This is a genomic window from Ampullimonas aquatilis (genome assembly GCF_049675895.1).
GTDB lineage: Bacteria > Pseudomonadota > Gammaproteobacteria > Burkholderiales > Burkholderiaceae_D > Ampullimonas > Ampullimonas aquatilis.
Genome location: NZ_CP183834.1, coordinates 2,901,217 through 2,920,543, shown reverse-complemented (window position 1 = coordinate 2,920,543; position 19,327 = coordinate 2,901,217). Strand labels below are relative to the sequence as shown.

17 protein-coding genes and 1 pseudogene are annotated in these 19,327 nt (G+C 47.1%); 12 read left to right on the top strand and 6 right to left on the bottom strand.

Features of this window, described 5'->3' with window-relative positions:
- The first annotated feature begins 2 nt into the window (after window positions 1-2).
- From argH to dnaJ, 6 genes are all read left to right on the top strand, one after another.
- Window positions 3-1,412 carry an argininosuccinate lyase gene (gene argH, locus ACMYR3_RS13620; RefSeq protein WP_424192479.1) on the top strand — a complete coding sequence of 470 codons (1,410 nt, stop codon included), beginning with the start codon at window positions 3-5 and terminating at the stop codon, window positions 1,410-1,412.
- 479 nt (window positions 1,413-1,891) lie between these two features.
- Window positions 1,892-3,097 (top strand): fatty acid desaturase, encoded by a 1,206-nt coding sequence (locus tag ACMYR3_RS13615; RefSeq protein WP_424192478.1) that lies wholly within the window; start codon window positions 1,892-1,894, stop codon window positions 3,095-3,097.
- Window positions 3,098-3,343: 246 nt separating this feature from the next.
- Window positions 3,344-3,874, top strand: a complete 531-nt coding sequence (gene grpE / locus ACMYR3_RS13610) for a nucleotide exchange factor GrpE (protein ID WP_424192477.1) — start codon at window positions 3,344-3,346, stop codon at window positions 3,872-3,874.
- A gap of 29 nt (window positions 3,875-3,903) precedes the next feature.
- Window positions 3,904-4,266: a thioredoxin family protein gene (locus ACMYR3_RS13605; RefSeq protein WP_424192476.1), complete on the top strand. Its 363-nt coding sequence runs from the start codon at window positions 3,904-3,906 to the stop codon at window positions 4,264-4,266.
- A gap of 320 nt (window positions 4,267-4,586) precedes the next feature.
- Complete coding sequence (gene dnaK / locus ACMYR3_RS13600; protein WP_424192475.1) at window positions 4,587-6,530, top strand: molecular chaperone DnaK; 1,944 nt, start codon at window positions 4,587-4,589, stop codon at window positions 6,528-6,530.
- Between the two features lie 149 nt (window positions 6,531-6,679).
- Window positions 6,680-7,813, top strand: coding sequence for a molecular chaperone DnaJ (gene dnaJ, locus ACMYR3_RS13595; protein ID WP_424192474.1), 1,134 nt, complete (start codon window positions 6,680-6,682; stop codon window positions 7,811-7,813).
- Between the two features lie 148 nt (window positions 7,814-7,961).
- Here the strand turns inward: dnaJ and ACMYR3_RS13590 are convergent, their stop codons facing one another.
- The 4 genes from ACMYR3_RS13590 to ACMYR3_RS13575 form a co-directional block, all read right to left on the bottom strand.
- The gene (locus tag ACMYR3_RS13590) at window positions 7,962-9,101 is read right to left on the bottom strand and encodes an ABC transporter substrate-binding protein (protein WP_424192473.1); all 1,140 of its coding nucleotides are present in this window, start codon (window positions 9,099-9,101) and stop codon (window positions 7,962-7,964) included.
- 194 nt (window positions 9,102-9,295) lie between these two features.
- Window positions 9,296-10,129, bottom strand: a complete 834-nt coding sequence (gene panB / locus ACMYR3_RS13585; protein ID WP_424192472.1) for a 3-methyl-2-oxobutanoate hydroxymethyltransferase — start codon at window positions 10,127-10,129, stop codon at window positions 9,296-9,298.
- 5 nt (window positions 10,130-10,134) lie between these two features.
- Window positions 10,135-10,773 carry a deoxynucleoside kinase gene (locus ACMYR3_RS13580; RefSeq protein ID WP_424192471.1) on the bottom strand — a complete coding sequence of 213 codons (639 nt, stop codon included), beginning with the start codon at window positions 10,771-10,773 and terminating at the stop codon, window positions 10,135-10,137.
- Window positions 10,774-10,775: 2 nt separating this feature from the next.
- The gene (locus ACMYR3_RS13575) at window positions 10,776-11,672 is read right to left on the bottom strand and encodes an NAD(P)-dependent oxidoreductase (protein ID WP_424192470.1); all 897 of its coding nucleotides are present in this window, start codon (window positions 11,670-11,672) and stop codon (window positions 10,776-10,778) included.
- Between the two features lie 308 nt (window positions 11,673-11,980).
- Here ACMYR3_RS13575 and ACMYR3_RS13570 point away from each other — a divergent pair, with 308 nt between their 5' ends.
- On the top strand, window positions 11,981-13,039 hold the full coding sequence (locus ACMYR3_RS13570) for an HD-GYP domain-containing protein (protein ID WP_424192469.1): 1,059 nt from the start codon (window positions 11,981-11,983) through the stop codon (window positions 13,037-13,039).
- Window positions 13,040-13,047: 8 nt separating this feature from the next.
- Window positions 13,048-15,591 (top strand): ATP-binding response regulator, encoded by a 2,544-nt coding sequence (locus tag ACMYR3_RS13565; RefSeq protein ID WP_424192468.1) that lies wholly within the window; start codon window positions 13,048-13,050, stop codon window positions 15,589-15,591.
- A gap of 5 nt (window positions 15,592-15,596) precedes the next feature.
- On the opposite strand, the gene ACMYR3_RS13560 is transcribed toward ACMYR3_RS13565, so the two are convergent.
- The gene (locus tag ACMYR3_RS13560; RefSeq protein WP_424192467.1) at window positions 15,597-16,520 is read right to left on the bottom strand and encodes a crotonase/enoyl-CoA hydratase family protein; all 924 of its coding nucleotides are present in this window, start codon (window positions 16,518-16,520) and stop codon (window positions 15,597-15,599) included.
- A 624-nt stretch (window positions 16,521-17,144) separates the two neighbouring features.
- Between ACMYR3_RS13560 and ACMYR3_RS13555 the strand changes: the two genes are divergently transcribed.
- From ACMYR3_RS13555 to ACMYR3_RS13540, 4 genes and pseudogenes are all read left to right on the top strand, one after another.
- Window positions 17,145-17,279 (top strand): hypothetical protein, encoded by a 135-nt coding sequence (locus tag ACMYR3_RS13555; protein WP_424192466.1) that lies wholly within the window; start codon window positions 17,145-17,147, stop codon window positions 17,277-17,279.
- 115 nt (window positions 17,280-17,394) lie between these two features.
- Window positions 17,395-17,574 (top strand): hypothetical protein, encoded by a 180-nt coding sequence (locus ACMYR3_RS13550; RefSeq protein ID WP_424192465.1) that lies wholly within the window; start codon window positions 17,395-17,397, stop codon window positions 17,572-17,574.
- Window positions 17,571-17,726, top strand: a complete 156-nt coding sequence (locus ACMYR3_RS13545) for a type II toxin-antitoxin system VapC family toxin (protein ID WP_424192464.1) — start codon at window positions 17,571-17,573, stop codon at window positions 17,724-17,726. Before ACMYR3_RS13550 ends, ACMYR3_RS13545 begins: the two co-directional genes overlap by 4 nt.
- Window positions 17,727-17,782: 56 nt before the next feature.
- Window positions 17,783-18,206 (top strand): annotated as a pseudogene (locus ACMYR3_RS13540) (type II toxin-antitoxin system VapC family toxin); the annotation flags it as partial.
- Window positions 18,207-18,283: 77 nt separating this feature from the next.
- Here the strand turns inward: ACMYR3_RS13540 and ACMYR3_RS13535 are convergent.
- Entirely contained in the window at window positions 18,284-19,225 is a 942-nt protein-coding gene (locus ACMYR3_RS13535) for a CysB family HTH-type transcriptional regulator (protein ID WP_424192463.1), read from the bottom strand.
- Window positions 19,226-19,327 lie beyond the last annotated feature (102 nt).

Sequence of the window (19,327 nt, the reverse complement as noted above, 5' to 3'; positions counted from 1 at the left end):
TTATGTCCAACCAACTCGATAAAAAAGCCGAAGCCTGGTCGGCCAGGTTTTCGGAACCAGTTTCCGATCTCGTCAAACGGTACACGGCTTCGGTGTTCTTTGACAAGCGCCTTGCCATGTTTGACATCCAAGGATCACTCGCTCATGCCGAAATGTTGGCAGCAACGGGCATTATCAGCCAGTCTGACCACTTTGCCATCCGCAAAGGCATGGCGCAGATTCGCGGTGAAATTGAACGCGGCGAATTTGTCTGGCAGCTCGATCTGGAAGATGTTCACCTCAATATTGAGCGCCGCCTGACGGAATTGGCTGGCGACGCAGGCAAGCGTCTGCACACTGGCCGCTCCCGCAATGATCAGGTTGCCACCGATATTCGCCTGTATTTGCGCAGCGCCGTGGTCGATATCATGGAACAGCTCGAAGACTTGCGTCGTGCGCTTGCCAAACTGGCCTTGGCCAACGCGGCCACGGTGATGCCCGGCTTTACCCATTTGCAGGTTGCCCAGCCAGTCACTTTTGGCCATCATCTGCTGGCCTATGTGGAAATGTTTGGCCGCGATGGCGAGCGTATGCATGATTGCCTGGGGCGCATCAACCGGTTGCCGCTAGGCGCAGCCGCTTTGGCGGGCACCAGTTTTCCGATTGATCGTGAACGCGTGGCGCGCAGCCTGGGGTTTGATGGTGTCTGCCAGAATTCTCTGGATGCCGTGAGTGACCGCGATTTTGCCATCGAGTTTTGTGCCGCTGCCGCGCTCATCATGACCCATATTTCCCGCTTGTCCGAAGAGCTGATCCTGTGGATGAGTCCGCGGGTTGGCTTCATTGATATTGCGGATCGTTTCTGCACCGGCAGCTCCATCATGCCGCAAAAGAAAAATCCCGACGTCCCAGAGCTCGCGCGCGGCAAGACCGGTCGCGTCAATGGACATCTGATGGGTTTGCTCACGCTCATGAAAGGTCAGCCGCTGGCCTACAACAAAGATAATCAGGAAGACAAGGAACCGCTGTTTGACACAGTGGATACCGTGATCGACACGCTGCGCATTTTTGCCGACATGGCCGGTGGTATTACCGTCAAGCCAGAAGCCATGCGCGCCGCCGCTTTGCAGGGTTTTGCGACGGCGACAGATTTGGCTGATTATCTGGTCAAAAAAGGTTTGCCTTTCCGTGATGCCCACGAAGCCGTGGCGCATGCCGTGCGCGCCTGCGAAACCAAAGGCTGTGACTTGAGTGATTTGCCGCTGGCCGATTTGCAGGCATTTTCTCCCTTGATTGAGGAAGATGTGTTTGTCGTGCTGACCTTGGAAGGTTCGCTCAATGCCCGCAATCATCTGGGCGGTACTGCACCCGAGCAGGTGCAAAAACAGGCCGAGCGGATTTTGCGTGAACTGGCACCCCGCCCGCAGGAGTAAGTCTGTCTGCACGACAACAAAACCTATTGACATCAAACGGATAACTGAAACGGATCAGGTAGCCAAAATAGTGTTTCTAGTGCAGGAGTTTAAGCCTGCAATGTGCTTTAAGAATGACTCCACTTAGCTCAAAAATAGGGGGTATATGCAAAATATGTCGTCTTGAGTGCGTTAAATAAGGGTCTGTTTTTTTACTACTAATGAGTATCTATTGATCAAGTACGCTTGATTTTGCTGCCAAATTGGCAATCAATGCCAAGCGTACTTAAATTGAAAGCCTGTCTAGGCTATTGAGTGGAAGTACCCAGTTTTTTACTTTTCAGCTAGACTGTTTTCAATTTGGGCTTGAGCGAGGTCAAATGGCACCCCGTAAAAACCCTTAGCATGAGAAGCGCTATACCGTAATTCTTGCTCTCACCTATAATCGGGCACGCTACGACGTGCCTTGCCAAGTTTGTTGACTATTGAAAATAGACTGCATGAAAACTAAACATTCTGCTGTTTCAACTCCCGCTTCCCATCCATCCAACGCTGGCACAAATGCTGTCAATACGGCCGTCAATGAGGCTGTCAATGCCACTCATTATTCAGCTTCGGCGATTGTTTTGCCGGTGCCTGAACCCCTGGCGCCCGGTTTACCGCTGCCGCATCGCAAAGTTATTCGTTCATGGCTGGCGCCGTTGTCGCGTGGCACGGTGGCGCACTCCATTATTTTGCTCAGTGTGGATTGGCTGATTTTTGCCAGCCTGATTGTGGGTGTAGTGTTGACTAGCGCATGGTGGTTGAAGTTATTGCTCGGTGCCGCGGCAGGCTTCATGATTGGCCGTTTGTTTATTTTGGGGCACGATGCCTGCCATATGAGTTTTACGCCCAACCGCAAACTCAATCAGTGGCTGGGGCGCATTGCTTTCTTGCCTTCGCTCACACCTTATAGCCTGTGGGATGTTGGCCATAACGTGGTGCATCATGGCTATACCAATTTAAAGGGCGTGGATTTTGTCTGGGAACCGCGCTCGGTGGAGGAGTTTGCCGCGCTGCCCGCCTGGCGCCGGACGCTGGAGCGGATCTACCGCAGTGGCTGGGCACCTTGGCTCTATTATCTGGTGGAAATCTGGTGGCTGAAAATGTACTTCCCCAGTAAAGAAAGAATGCCAACCCGCCGCTCTGCCTTCATGTGGGACGGTTTGCTGGTGACGGCAGTGGCCGCGCTGTGGTCGGCTGCTTTGGTGTGGGCTGCGCAGGCGACGGATCAGTCGGCCTGGTTGCTATGGTCGACCGGCTTTTTACTACCCTTCATTTTCTGGAATGGCATGATCGGTTTTGTGGTTTACGTGCACCATACGCATACTAGCGTGGCTTGGTACGATGACAAAAATATCTGGGCCAAAGCGCAGCCGTTTGTCTCCACCACCGTGCATCTGACCTTCAGCAAGGGTGTCGGTGCCTTGCTGCATCACATCATGGAGCATACGGCGCATCATGTGGATATGAGCATTCCCTTGTATCACCTCAAACAGGCGCAGCAATTGTTGGAACACGCCTTGCCTGACCGGATTGTGGTGCAGCGTTTTTCCTGGAAGTGGTATTTTGAAACGGCACAGCGTTGCAAGTTGTATGACTTCAAGGCGCGTTGCTGGCTGGATTTTGCAGGTAAACAGACGGCAGCACCGGTGGTACTGGTGTAATTGCTTGATGGAAGATGATTAAAAAAGGAGCTGCGGCTCCTTTTTTAATGGGCATTTGATGGGGTGTGTTATGCATGCAATCTGCTGACAGATTGGGGATTGGCCGATTTGTCTTAATTTCGTTTTGCGTATTTTTTGTCAATGAGTGGCAGTTGTCGACTTCAACAAGGCTTTACAATCCGGCTGCTCTTGAAAAAAAACTGATCATACCCATCTGCTCTCGGTTATCTCACTTACTTTTTAATTATGTCTGAAGAAAAAATCACTCCCGAATCCGAAATCGCTGCTGAGGCTGCAATACCAGCTGCTGTGTCAAGCGAGCCAAGCCTGGAAGAACAATTAGCCGTTGCACTGGCTAAATCGCAAGAAAACTACGACTCCTATTTGCGTGCTGTGGCTGAAGGTGAAAACATTCGCCGTCGCGCTCAGGAAGACATTGGCAAGGCGCACAAGTTTGCGATTGAAAAATTTGCCGAAGCGCTGGTGCCCGTCAAAGACAGTCTTGAAGCGGCGGCTGCTGATAATTCCGGTGATGTCATCAAAATCAAGGAAGGCGTTGAGTTGACGCTCAAACAGCTGGTCAGCGCCTTTGAAAAAGGCAAGGTCATGGAGATCAATCCAGTTGGTGAAAAGTTTGATCCGCACAAACATCAGGCCATTTCGATGGTACCTGCCGAGCAAGAAGCCAATACGGTGGTGACGGTGCTGCAAAAGGGTTATCTGATTGCGGACCGGGTTTTGCGGCCAGCGTTGGTGACGGTTGCTGCGCCTAAATAATTCCACGCTTTATTTGAGCCAGCCTGTTGATGGATTTATTCACTCAGCTCGGCATGCAGGCGGTCAGCGCCACAACTCTGGATGCTGTGTTGGCCGATAGTGACGAATTGACCGTTGCTTACTGGTGGGGCACCGACTGTTTCAATTGCGAGCAGTTTAAAAAGCAGGCGAGTCAGCAGCTCGAAGCGCTGCTGGCCTTAAAGCTGCGCTGGTTGCAGGCCAATGTGTATGACGATGCTGAATTGGTCAGACGTTTTAGTCTGCATGGCGTGCCCGCCTTTTATTTTTTTCGGGCGGGTAAAAAGCTGGGAAGAGTTACTGGCTGGCAGGGTTTGCCGTATTTTTGCGAAGTGGTGGCGCAGTTACAGCTCGCTGCGACAGTTCCAAAATAGCCAATAAATGGCTTTTCTGTGGAGTATGCTGATTTTATCAGCCCTTAAGTGCTTTAAATATAGGCTTGTAAAAATACATATTGGGAGTATATTTTTGGTGATAATGAATCGGAAAAAGCTTTTTGTAAGGTTGACAGCAGACTGACTGTTAATTCCCCGCTTCATCGAATTGAAATAATTTGCAGATTTTGTCATCAATGCCCCTTGAAAAAACAGGGGTAAGCCAAATCTGCGGTACAGAAGTTTTTTGAACACGCTCTCAGTGATGTTTGCGCAAGCTGCGACAACCTCACTCATCATTAAGGAAACTAGAGGAAATCATGGGAAAAATTATTGGTATTGACTTGGGTACAACCAACTCCTGTGTGGCCATCATGGAAGGCAACACACCCAAGGTCATTGAAAACTCCGAAGGTGCACGTACCACCCCCTCCATTATTGCGTACGCCGAAGACGGTGAAATTCTGGTGGGTGCTTCGGCCAAACGTCAGGCGGTGACCAATCCTAAAAACACACTGTATGCGGTCAAGCGTTTGATCGGTCGTCGTTTTGAAGAAAAAGAAGTCCAAAAAGACATCAACCTGATGCCTTACACCATCATGAAGGCCGATAACGGTGATGCCTGGGTAGGCGTGCGTGACAAAAAACTGGCACCACCGCAAGTGTCTGCCGAGGTCTTGCGCAAAATGAAAAAAACCGCTGAAGACTACCTGGGTGAAGAAGTCACCGAGGCGGTGATTACGGTACCAGCTTACTTCAACGACAGCCAACGTCAGGCGACCAAAGATGCGGGTCGGATTGCCGGTCTGGAAGTCAAACGGATCATCAACGAACCAACTGCGGCGGCTTTGGCCTTTGGTATGGACAAACAAACCAAGGGTGACAGCAAGATTGCTGTGTATGACCTGGGCGGTGGTACGTTTGATATTTCCATCATTGAGATCGCTGATGTCGATGGCGAAATGCAATTTGAAGTGCTTTCCACCAACGGTGACACTTTCCTTGGTGGTGAAGACTTTGACCAACGTATCATTGACTACATCATTGGTGAATTCAAGAAGGAACAGGGCGTTGACCTGTCCAAAGATGTACTGGCATTGCAACGTCTGAAAGATGCGGCCGAAAAAGCAAAAATTGAATTGTCTTCTTCGGCTTCAACCGATATCAATCTGCCCTACATTACGGCTGATGCTTCTGGTCCTAAACACTTGAACCTGAAAATGACCCGTGCCAAGTTGGAGTCACTGGTTGAAGAATTGATCGAGCGCACGATTGCACCTTGCCGCATTGCCATGAAAGATGCTGGTGTCAGCGCTGCTGAAATTTCCGATGTGATCCTGGTCGGTGGTATGACGCGGATGCCTAAAGTACAAGAGAAAGTGAAAGAATTCTTTGGTCGTGAGCCACGTAAAGACGTGAACCCTGATGAAGCCGTGGCAGTGGGTGCTGCAATTCAGGGTGGCGTGCTCAAAGGTGATGTGAAAGACGTCTTGCTGCTGGACGTAACGCCATTGTCATTGGGCATTGAAACCCTGGGTGGCGTGATGACCAAGATGATTCATAAAAACACCACGATACCAACCAAGTTTGCCCAGACCTTTTCTACAGCTGATGACAACCAGTCTGCCGTGACCATCAAAGTCTTCCAGGGTGAGCGTGAAATGGCGGCGGGCAACAAGACGCTGGGTGAATTCAACCTCGAAGGCATTCCGCCCTCACCACGTGGTACGCCACAGATTGAAGTGACTTTTGACATCGATGCCAACGGTATTTTGCACGTGGGTGCCAAAGACAAGGCCACGGGTAAGGAAAACAAAATTACCATCAAGGCCAACTCGGGTCTGTCAGAAGACGAGATCCAGAAAATGGTCAAGGATGCCGAAGCCAATGCCGAGGAAGACAAGAAATTGCTGGAATTGGTATCTGCCCGTAATGCGGCCGATACTGCTGTTCACTCCGTGAAAAAATCACTGGAAGAATATGGTGACAAAATCAGTGGTGACGAAAAGGCCAAGATTGAAGCCGCCATCAAGGAGACTGAGGAAGTATTGAAGTCTTCCGACAAGGTTGAGATTGAAGCCAAGACCGAAGCATTGATGAAAGTGTCGCAGACCCTGGGTGAAAAAATGTATGCTGACATGCAAGCTCAACAAGCTGCTGCCGGTGCTGCAGGTAGTGCCGAGCAAGCTGCTGGCGGCGCTGATCATGCCAAGGACGACGACATTGTTGACGCCGAATTTACCGAGGTCAAGGACAAAAAATAATCCGGGTTGCATGACCCTTCATTAAGCTGTCTGATGGCGCTTTATTGCATATCAGACTTTCCCCTGCCGCTGAGTCGCTCCCGTCATTGCATGATGATTGGAACCTCGGCGGTTGGGCTATCTAAGAGTACAAGGCGTGAGTTACCAGCATGAGCACTAAGCGCGATTATTACGAAACACTGGGTCTGGCCAAGAACGCTACCGATGAGGAAATCAAGAAGGCCTATCGCAAGATGGCCATGAAGTACCATCCGGATCGCAACCCAGACAGTAAAGAAGCCGAAGAAAAATTCAAGGAAGCCAAGGAAGCCTATGAAATGCTTTCCGATACTTCCAAGCGTGAAGCCTATGACCGTTTTGGTCATGCGGGTGTCGACCCCAATATGGGCGGCGGCGGTGGGGCTGGTTTTAACGGTGGTTTTGCGGATGCATTTGGCGATATTTTCGGTGATATTTTCGGTGGTGGCGGTGCTGGTGGGCGTTCACGCAGTAATGTGTATCGTGGTGCCGATCTCAAGTACAACCTCGAAATTACGCTTGATCAAGCCGCGGCGGGTTTTGATACACAGATTCGCGTACCCTCGTGGGATGAGTGTGAAGTCTGTCATGGCTCAGGTGCCAAGCCTGGCACCAAACCCACGACTTGCCCTACCTGTAATGGCAATGGTCAGGTGCGGATGCAACAGGGCTTTTTTTCGATCCAGCAAACCTGTCCAAAATGTCACGGCAGCGGCAAGATTATTCCCGAGCCTTGCAGCAGCTGTGGTGGACAAGGCCGCATCAAGAAAAACAAAACACTGGAAGTCAAGATTCCTGCCGGTATTGATGACGGCATGCGGATTCGTTCTACGGGTAATGGCGAGCCTGGTGTCAATGGTGGTCCTCCCGGCGACCTGTATGTGGAAATCCATATCAAGCAACATGCCGTCTTTGAGCGTGATGGAGATGACCTGCATTGCCAGATGCCAATCAGCTTTATTACAGCCGCCTTGGGTGGTGATATTGAAGTACCCACGCTAAATGGCAAAGCGAGCTTTACTGTGCCCGAAGGGACGCAGTCGGGCAAGACCTTCCGTTTGCGTGGCAAGGGTATCAAGGGGGTGCGTTCAGCTTATGCGGGAGATCTGTATTGCCACGTGGCCGTTGAAACACCCATCAAGCTGACTGACAAGCAAAAGGCACTCTTGCGTGAGTTTGAAGTACTGACCAAGGCTGGTGGTGAGCGTCACAATCCACAGGAAAAAGGCTGGATGGATCGTGTGAAAAGTTTCTTTTCTGAATAAACAAAAGCCTGTTTGCTGTTATTGAAAAGCGGACCTTTTGGAAATCAGTTCTAAATAAGTTTGCAGAAGCCGCAATTTGTTCTCGTATTCAGATTCAAACTGACTGTGTGATTTAATGAAAATTTAAATCACACAGTCATTCATCCAATTACCGCAATACCTTACCGTTTTTACCGACCACGGTCATCTCAACAAACTTGGTGCCGCTACGGTTTTTACCTTCATATTTGAGCACAAATCCACCCAAGTCGTGCGTACCTTCAAGTGCGGCAATATATTTGGCACGTGTGATATCTCTACCCAGCTTTTTGAGTGCATCCACAATCAGTTTGGCATTCACAAAGCCTTCTAATGTGTAGTATGACGGTGCTTCTTCTTTGCCATACTTTTTTAACATGTCCTGATATTCCTTCACTATCGGTACCGACGTACTCCATGGGAATGGCATGACTTGAGAAATGCCAACACCCTGACTATCAGGGCCAATTTCTTTGAAAAGTGCGTCAGCTCCCACAGGTGACAGAACGATGATTTGTGGATAGTGACGTTTGGCATGAATGGCCTTGATTAAATCGGCAGAAGGCTTATGATTGGCGGCAATCACCAAAGCTTGCAGATTAGCTTTTTCCACTTCCGCAGCCGCGGCTTCGATATTGGGGGATTCTGGATCGAGATAGGCGGTCATAGACGGTTTGCGGCCAAGTCGTGTGAGCTCAGTCATCACGCCACTGAAACCGTAGCGACCAAATCCATTGTTGAGATAAATGATCCCCATATTTTTCATGCCCAGTGAATCCAGCTGAGCTGTGATGGCGACAGCTTCATCATGATAGCTGGCACGGGTATTGAAGATGTATGGATTGGCTGGTTCACGAATCGATTCAGCGCCACTGATGACCCCGACCAAGGGCACATGAACTTCACTCAAATAAGGTGCTGTGTTCACGATATTGTTGGTGCCGTAGTAGGACGCCAGAGCAAAAACCTTGTGTTCTTCTACCAGCGCTTTGGTGTTGGCCAAAGTACGCGAGGCTTCATAACCATCATCCAAAGAGACAATCTCTAGCTTGCGGCCATTGATGCCGCCCGCATTGTTGATGTGCTGAAAATAGATATCCATGCCCAGTTTTAACTGCCGCCCATATTCGGCACTATTGCCTGACAATGGATTGGACATGCCAAATTTGATGGTGTCGTCTGTGACACCGGGCTCTGCCATGGTACGAGTACAGATCATTCCTAGGCTGATCAGTAATATGCCTTTCAGGGCATTTCTTCTTAAAGTCATGCAGCGTCTCCTGGCTGACCTGTTTTTCAGGTGATTTTTAATGTTTATTAATTTGAAAATTAATGCTGGATTACAGTCTGGGAATCTAACAGCCGTAGTCAATCAGCAGATAGGAAAGAATTCCTGTCCAAATCGATCACACATTCAGTAACAAAATTTTGATTAATGAATGATGTGATGATTGGGCAAATGACTTAAGGATAGGTATGAATGAACTCTGGAAACAGGTTATTTTTAGTTTCCATGACATAGGCTTTTACAGCCTCTTCAATCGTGCGATGAGCGCCATCCTTGTCGGTCATGAAATTTTTAACAAAGCGTGGTTTTTTTGCTTCGGGTAGCCCAATTCCCAGCATGTCCTGCATGACCAGTACTTGTCCCGAACAATCAACACCAGCGCCAATCCCAATGGTTGGGATGTTTAACAATTGCGTCACTTCTTTGGCCAATTGAGCTGGAATAGCCTCCAGTACTAACATGGTTGCCCCCGCATCTTGCAGGGCCAGCGCGTCAGCTTTGAGTTTTTCAGCCGCTGCTTCAGTTTTTCCTTGCACCTTGAAGCCTCCGAGTTGGTGGACTGATTGTGGCGTCAGGCCAAGATGGGCACATACGGGGATGCTGCGGTCTGTCAAATGTTTGACGGTATCAATCAGCCAGCTACCACCTTCCAGTTTGACCATTTGTGCACCGGCTTGCATCAGCTCAACCGCATTATCAAAAGCCTGATCAATGGAGCCATAAGCACCAAATGGCATATCAGCAATAAGCCAGGCCCGTTTTTTTGCGCGGGCTACGCTGGCTGTGTGATAGGCCATATCGTGGTTACTGACCGGTAAGGTGGTCGTGTGCCCTTGTAATACCATACCAAGCGAATCACCTACCAGCATGCAGTCCACACCGCAATAATCAAACAGGGCGGCAAAGCTGGCGTCATAGCATGTCAATACAGCAATTTTTTCGCCAGACTCGTGCATTTGCAAAAGTTTGGGTAATGTCAGAGGAAGATCGGAAATAGTATGAGTGCTCATAATGATTAGGGCTGCTTATTAAAAAATTCACGACGACCTTTCATGTTTGCCATATGACTCAATAACAGTGAAAAGTCTTCCTGATTATCAATTGGATTAAAGTGGGCTGCATTGACGATGAGTACAGGTGCTGCATCATAGTGATGAAAGAAGCGATCATAAGCTTCATTGAGTTCTTGCAGATAATCAATGCCGATACCGGTCTCGCTGGATATTTGTCGTTTGGCAATTCGACCGGCCAGGATATCGGCAGGCGCCTGAAGCAGGATGACCAAGTCTGGAGTGGGTACAACCGGCTTCATTTCATTCCATAGCGTTTTGTATAGCTTGAACTCACTCACGCTTAACGTCAGCTCGGCAAACAATTGATCTTTTTCCAAAAGATAATCACCTACCAGACTCACTGATTGCTGCTTAAGAGGATGACAGTTTCTGATTTGATCAATGCGCTGCGTCAGGAAAAAAAGTTGCGTTGCCAGCGCATAACGTGCAGGATCTTCATAAAAATGGGATAGAAACGGATTTTGCTCTGGTGCTTCAAACAGGGTTTGTGCATGTAAATGAAGTGCCAGTTTTTTGGCCAGTGAAGTTTTACCAGCCCCTATTGGTCCTTCAATCACAATATGTTGATAGCGAGTGGTCATGGTTATTTGTCTGGTAGATTATTATCAGTCGAGGGCAATTCCAGTACCCGTAATAGCGAAGCCGTATCATCGTAACCCCATCCCTGTTCCATTAGCGTATCAAGCTGTTTTAGCACCGTGCCCAGTGTGGGTAGCGTGACATGCTGATCGGCAATGAGATGATCCACCAAAGCCAGATCTTTATGATGCAAACGGGCTTCAATGCCGGCAACAAAGTCTCTGTTTGCCATCTTGGGACCCATTAGATCCAGCATCTTACTTCCGGCCATACCGGCCGCAATGGCTGGTAGCATTTTTTGTGGGTCGACACCAAATTGCTTGCAAAAATGCATGGCTTCGGCAATACCAGCAATATTGATGACTTGCACGATCTGATTACACGCTTTGGCAATCTGTCCGGCACCATGATCACCAATATGGGTGATTGTCGTACCCAAGCGAGACAATATGGGTCTGCACCGTTCAAGTACTTCGGCCTTGCCACCAACCATAATGGATAGTGTGGCGGATTGTGCTCCTTTTACGCCACCAGAGACAGGCGCATCCAGCATATGAATTTGCCGGTGTCGTAGCTGTTCGGCAATCTGCCGGGTGGCAACAGCAGAAATGGTACTCATATCAATCACTGCTGAGTCAGGCGCGGCGCTATGGATCACACCTTGTGGCCCAAGAATGACGTCCTCGGCATCTTCAGTCGTGGTCACGTTTGTCAAAATGAATTGTGCACCCTGAGCCGCTGCTTGAGGTGAGCCACAAATAGCGATATTCAATTGTTTTAATTTGTCTTTTGTCTGCGGACGCCGAGCAAAAACCTGCAAAGTGAATCCGGCGGCAGATAAATGCTCAATCATCGGAAAACCCATGTTTCCCGCACCAATAAATCCGATACAAGCTGTCATAAGCAATAACCACCCAGGTAAATGGAAGAATTAGGACTGATACACCCCTTAAGTATCGATTCTAAATGTAAAGAATGCGCATAAAATAGGCTTTATTTGTCCCAATTTTTGACGATAAACGATGTTGAGACTGTATTGTTATTTGGTTATGGTTGATTTAATTAACCAAAGTATTTGATTTAAAACGGTTTTTTGTGAAGTAGTACAGCGTCGATTGAGATTGGTTCACGAAAAATAAGGCAAAAATAAAGGGAAGGTACAAAGTGGGTACAACAGTTTCAGTGGATCAGCACATTGAATATCAAAATATGGCGCATACCATTCGGGTTGTGGTGATCGATGATCAGTCCACCGGGCGTCTCATCCTGTCCGAAATTGTACGCAGTGTTGATTCGTCAATCGATGTCATTAGCTTTGCCGACCCATTAGAGGCCCTCGAGCACGCGAGTACTCATGCTTTTGATATGGTGCTCACTGATTACAAAATGCCGACTCTGGATGGCATTGAAACAGTGCGGCGCTTGCGAAAAATGGTGAGTTATGAAGAAGTGCCAATCGTGATTGTGACCATCGTTGGCGATCTGGATATCCGTCGTCAAGCTTTGGAAGCGGGCGCAACCGACTTTTTGACTCGTCCAATTGATCGGATTGAATGCCGTACGCGGATTAAAAACTTGCTGGCCTTGCGTCGGCATCAAATTCTCAATCAGCAAAGAAGACAGTTACTTGAAAACAAGGTCAATGAAGTCACCAAGGAATTGCGTCTTCGTGAAATCGAAACCTTGCTGCGTTTGGCTCGTGCTGCTGAACAACGCGATAAAACCACTGGTCAGCATGTTACCCGCATGGCCAAATATTCTGCCTTACTGGCACAAGCTCATGGCTTGCCGGATGCAATGGTTGAAATGATTGAGATGACTGCGCCTATGCATGATATTGGCAAGGTGGGCATCCCTGACGATATTCTGCTGAGTCCGCGCAAATTGACCGTCGAAGAGTTTGAAGTCATGAAAACGCATACCAGCAAGGGTTATGAGTTGCTCAAAGACAGTGCTTCAACCTATGTCCAAATGGCAGCGCAAATTGCACTTAATCACCACGAAAAATTTGATGGTTCTGGCTATCCTGCCGGGCTGTCCGGTCATGCCATTCCGCTGGTGGCAAGGATTGTTGCCATCGCCGATGTATTTGATGCATTGACTTCGGTACGTCCTTATAAGAAAGCCTGGAGCATTGAAGAAACTTGTGCATATCTAATCAAAGAAAAAGGCCGTCACTTCGATCCCGAACTGGTCGATTTATTCATTGCTCAAAGCGATGCTATTGACGAGATTGGCAAGCTGTTTGCTGATCAAGCTAATTCTTGAAAGGTTAGATGATGTTGTCATGGATCAAGCAGCGTATCGCAAGCCGCCCAGATAGTGAGCTTGAGCAAACTATTTTGAGATTGGTTTTAACCTTTTGCTTTTATGCTTATCTCTTGCCAATGTTTCTTTTCAAAGAAAAGGTTGATATTAGCTATGAAGTATATCTTGCTATGGGGGTATATCTTTTTTCTGCGTGCACTCTTTTTATCTTGTGTTTACTCAGTAGTAAACGTTCTCCATTCAGAAGAGTCTTTGCAAATATTACAGATGTGAGTATTACTAGTTTTTTAATGATCCATGGAGGTTTCACATCTGCAGCAATGTTTTTTATTTATTTGTTTGTCACTATCGGAAATGGGTTTCGTTTCGGGAAGAGATACTTAGATATTAGTTTGGCTTTAAGTCTGGTCGGTTTTTCGATTGTGATTTTTAATACCTCATTTTGGTTTAATCAATTTAATTTGGCTATTGGTGTTGCAATAGGCATTTCAGCAATTAGTATTTATTCTAGAACACTTATTAGTCGACTTTATGACGCAATAAAAAAATCTGAAATAGCCAATGAGGCTAAACGTCGCTTCTTGTCAACTGTCACGCATGAAATGCGAACTCCCTTGAATGCCATTATTGGTATGTCCGACTTACTCAAGGAAACACCGCTTAATTCGGATCAGAAGGAGATGCTTGGCTCCGTCTCTACAGCATCCAATATCATGTTGCGGCTAGTCGAAGATGTGCTGGACTTTTCCAAAATTGAGGCGGGTAAATTAGTTCTTGAGTCTCAAGAATTCGATGTTTATGTCGTAGCAAAAAGTCTTATCAAAATGCTTGAAGGGCAGGCCAAGGCAAAAGGTTTGCGCCTGCATTCCCGCGTTACCTCGGATATTCGGCCAACATTGATTGGCGACGCATTTCATCTCAAACAGGTTCTGATTAATCTTCTAGGAAACGCAATCAAGTTTACCGAGACAGGAGAAATCGTTTTACAGATTGAGTTGTTAGAGAATGGCCTTAGAGGGCAAAGATTGCGCTTCTCTATTGAGGATACCGGAATTGGAATGTCTCAGGACGCATTGAAAAAAATCTTTGAAAGTTTTACTCAGGCAGATGAAAGTACCACGCGCCGATTTGGTGGAACAGGTCTTGGTACGACAATTTCCAAACAGCTCATTGAATTAATGGGTGGATCAATTCATGTGGAGAGTCAATTAGGCAAAGGAAGCCGTTTCTGGTTTGATCTTGATTTTGAATCACCCTCTGTTGACACCATACTGGCGAATGCCAATTTGCCAGAAGGAGTGCATGCCTTATTGCTGGGTTTTCCCGAATATGCATCAATCCAGATACAAAATCAGTTGCTTAGTCTGAAGGTCGCTGCGGAAATGGTGGCAGACATTGATACCACCTTGAACAAATTGGCGTTGGCCAAAACTCAAGGTAGAAATATCGCTACAGTATTTGTCTGGGCAGATAACGATAAAGGCTTGTTACTGGAGGCGGCAACTGCCATTCATCGAGTGTCACCAGCGATGCAGGATTTACCTTTGGTTTTATGTTGTCCGCCAGATTTGGACGTGAACAAGTCGCTGATGCTTTCTGTTGGATATGGCTCCTTGGTTGATTTTCCGGTTGATCGTAGCGCGTTGTACAACATTCTTCATGCACATACGATACTTGATGAATCGGAAAAAGAAACCCAAACGATTCGTGAGTATTATGAGCAGCTAGGCGGGCAGTTTGGCTTGAATATTTTGGTCGCAGAAGATAACTTGATCAATCAAAAAGTGGTGGCGCGCATTCTGGAATTGATTGGTTGCCAGGTTACCTTGGTTGAAGATGGCGAGATGGCTTTGGATGCTGTTGAGCAGGAAACCTTTGACTTGATCATCCTGGATATGAATATGCCAAAGCTTGGTGGTATGGATACGGCCAGAGCCTTGAGAATGATGCAGGTTGGCGGTGCTCAAACACCTTTGGTGATGTTGTCTGCCAATGTTGGCATTGAGGTCATTAACGAAGCCAAACAAGCCGGCATCAATACTTTTTTACCCAAGCCTGTAGAAGGTAGAAAACTGATTGAAGTTTTGGTTGAACTATGTCCTGGTGGTGAGGCTTCGGTGCCGCTTTCACAAATACATACACGAGGCATGAGTGACTCGCGGTTTATCGTGCAGTCCAATACGACCAATCTGGAAAACAAATCAGTCTTGAACTTGAATCAATTAGAAGAGTTGAAAGAAATTTCTGCAAGTAGTCGTTTCTTGTCAGAGTTGATCATCGGGTTCTTGCAGGATAATCAAAATTTACTGGCCCAAATGGATATGGCCTTACTTGAGGGACGTTTTGAAGGCCTGAAGGATCATGCACATGCCATGAAGGGTGCGTCGTCAAATATTGGTGCAGAACAGCTTGTTGAAATATGTTCAGTAATTGGAAAAATGACACACGCTGAACTCGCCCAAGAGGGCGAATCCATCATGCAGGAACTTAGACAGGTTGCGGCTTCTGTGCGATTGTCATTGGCTGACTATTTGAAGTCTAGTCAATTATGAGTTTGTTAAACTGTTTGATGTTGTTCTGCTACATTCGATGAGAGAACATTATTCTCAATCCGTTTACTTTGCGCACGCACAAGTCGATGCATCATTTTTAAATCTTTCTCATCTAAGCGTAACGCAGCATCTACCCATAGTTCGGTAATTTGCATTAATTCTTCTCTAGTAATTGGATTTACTAGATTTCTCGTTTTGTGAATGGCTTGAAGTCCATTTCGTTTTCGATGATTTGTTTTAATGTAGTCATATACATATGCCTCACCCATACCCGTGGGAGCTAGGATGTCAACAATGCCTAATTTATAAAGTTGTTCTGCGTTTAGTATGTCGCCACTAGTAATTAATTTTTCAGTAGCGCTCATCCCAATTTTTCTACTTAATAAGCTATATGCCCCCATTCCTGGAAATAAATTAAAAAGAATTTCCGGTAATCCCATTTTTGTATGTTCTTCCGCGATGATGAGGTCGCTAGACAATACAGTTTCAAAGCCCCCGCCTAATGCATCACCTTGAACTAATGATATAGTTGTTATTGAGTCACAAAAAAAATTTTGAATTTTTGGAAAAAGGTTGTCAATACAAAGTTCTGCATATGCAAAAAGTGCATCTCTATCTCGAAGCTTAATTAACGTGGAGAAGAGTGCTAGATCTCCGCCAAAACTAAATACAGAGGGTTTCTTTGATCCTACTACATAATAATTTATAGGAGTGCGTTCACCTTCATGATAGAAGTGGCCTTCGTTTGCGATGACTTCTGAGTCTACAGATCGAATGTCGTCTAACAAACTAGTGGTAAAACATTGATTATCTTCGGCATTAATGTATGCCCACAATACGCCATACTCAGGATCAAACTCTGTCTCGTATTGTGTTTTTCTTGATTGTTTATTAGAACGAATTTCCGACAAATTCAATACTGCGCTCATGACTTCACTCCCAGGTTAGCTAACAAAACAGATGGCTGCAAACAATATGCCTGTGTGAATTTATAGCCTAGTTTTGTGATTTATTTATCGTGTTATTGAACAATTTTTGTTAACTCAATGCCAGACAATGCATGCAATGAGTTAAGTCAAGAAATGTAGGGTGATACGAGGGAGGCTATGGCTCCTAGAGTTTTCCCTCATTATTGAGTGTTTGTTCAATTAGTTTGCAGGTTAAATTGGAGGTTGGCAGTTTGATAAAGGTATAGACAAAGCTGCACTGGCAGATACCCTGTTTAAGAGCGATAGGTGACACATTTGATTCAAACGGGTGTGGATGATCTTGAATGGTCATAGGCGGGCATGGTTATAAAGGCGGGGTGTGGGGGTGGATGTGGCCTGATCTTGGACAGGGTATTTGATGTTGCTGTATCAATCATTTTGATCAAGGCATAAGACATATCTTTCATACAGTTGTGTCACCATTTTGTGATGATGTGGCATTAATGTTCATGCACCATATATGGTTTTATCCATTGCTTGAGTGGGAAATGCATGTCGATATTGAGGCACTGTCGGCTGCTTGCGGTGCCTTTGCCGTCAAATTCCCTGAAAAGTTGCCCAGCAATGAGTCTCAATATCACCGATGTGCTGCTCTTTCTCAATTCTGACGGGATCCCCACGCTGGTGATCGACGTGATCAAGTATCGCGTGGCCACCGAATGTCGGCTGGCTCGGCTGGAAACCATGATGATTTTCTGACTATGCCAGCCGGATCCTGACCAAACGAAACCCCCACCCCGTGACAACAAGGGCCGCTTTCGTCGTCGCAGGTGACTTTTATAATGTCGCCTGATCAGTAACAAACAGAGGTGGCATGATGGGGGCAACTATTTTTGAAAAATCGGCGGATCGCAAACCTGCCAAGAAACCCCGTAAAGTGAAAAAACTTCACTTTGAAACCTACGTGCCGGCCGATGATGATCCGGTGCATCAATTGCCACCGCGCTGGCAAAAGATCGTCATGGCCTTGCGTTTCTTTCGGGACAATCGGTGACGCAGTCTTATTTGCTGGATACCAATGCCGTGTCCGATATCGCCAAGATGGGTGACATCAAACAAAGAGCCATCGCCATTCGTCTGGCTGATGAAATTGACGCCGGATCGCTTCTCTGTATTTCCAGTGTGACGCTGTTTGAGATGCGGTAACCAGGAGGGCGTCATGAGCCATTGCAACAGGTTCTTCAGGGGTGGTCGCAAATGTGATGGCTCCTGGAATATCAGGGAAGGTAACAGTAAAGCCGTCATTTGCTGACACGAATGTGCTGGTTTGTGCTGTTGTGCGGAACGATCCTGAACAGGGAATTATTGCTGCGGGGATATTGACCGATGCCGAGTTGATTGCTGTTGCACTACCGTGTTTGTGTGAATTTGTGTGGGTACTGCGCCGGGTTTATGGTTTCTTGCTTTCCGATATTGCTGCTGCAATTCATACCTTGCTTGCCGCTGCAAACGTAGAAATGAACAGACCTGCTGTCGAGGCTGGATTGGCGGTTCTTGAGGCAGGGAGAGTTTGCAGATGGCGTTATTGCCTATGAAGGGAGCTGGTTAGGTGCGGAAATCTCCGTTTCCTTTGACAGGAGGGCGGTGATGCTGCTGACTGCGCAAGGACAATCTGCCCGGCTTTTATGGAAAGGTTGTCAAGTGACCTTTTTGCTCCACTGCTGTGTGATTGGCTCAGTGACTCTCAATGGTCTTGCAAGTCCTCATAATTCATAAATTTCGCCCTCATTATTGAGCGCTTGTTCAACCAGTTTGCGGGTCAGGTTGGGGGTTAGCAGTTCGATAAAGGTGTAGACAAAACTGCGCAGGTAACCGCCTTGTTTGAGGGCGATGCGTGACACATTTGATCCAAAAAGATGTCCCAGTGGAACCGAGCGTAAATTGGTGTCGCGGGCTTCGTCAAACGCCACGCCCGCCACGATTCCCAAGCCCATGCCAACTTCCACATAGGTTTTAATCACGTCGGCATCAATGGCTTCCAGAACAATATCGGGCGTAATCTGGCGCAAGGTAAATGCTTCGTCAATTCGTGAGCGTCCGGCAAAGGCGCTGTCATAGGTGATCAACGGGTATTTGCTCAGTTCTTCCAGCGTCATGTTTTTGACGTTAAGAATGGGGTGCTGTTTAGGTGCGACCAGCACATGTTGCCATTGATAGCAGGGCAAGGTGATGAGGTCTTTGCTATTGGCAATGGTTTCAGTGGCAATGGCAATATCTGCCTGATCATGCAGAACCATTTCGGCGATCTGGGTAGGACTACCCTGTAATAGGGTCAGTTTGACCTTGGGATAGCGTCGGGTAAATTCAGCGACGACCTTGGGTAGTGCATAACGTGCATGAGTATGGGTCGTGGCAATGATAAAGGTGCCCTGATCTTGGGCGGCGTATTCTTTACCGACACGTTTGAGGCTTTCCACTTCCTGCAAAATGCGTTCGACTGAGCGCAAAATGACGCGACCAGGCTCGGTCAGATGTTTGATGCGCTTGCCGTGACGGGTAAAAATTTCCACACCGAGTTCTTCTTCCAACTCGATAATGGCTTTTGAAACCCCTGGTTGCGAGGTAAACAGTGCCTTGGCAGCCTCAGTGAGATTGAAGTTTTGCCGGACGGCCTCGCGGACAAAGCGAAACTGGTGAAGATTCATATAACCCCCAACGTATACCCAAATTGTTATTTATTCGTTTAGAGTATAAGGAAAAAACGTTAAAATTGCAGGCTCTATAGAGTTACTTCTTTATTTTATTAT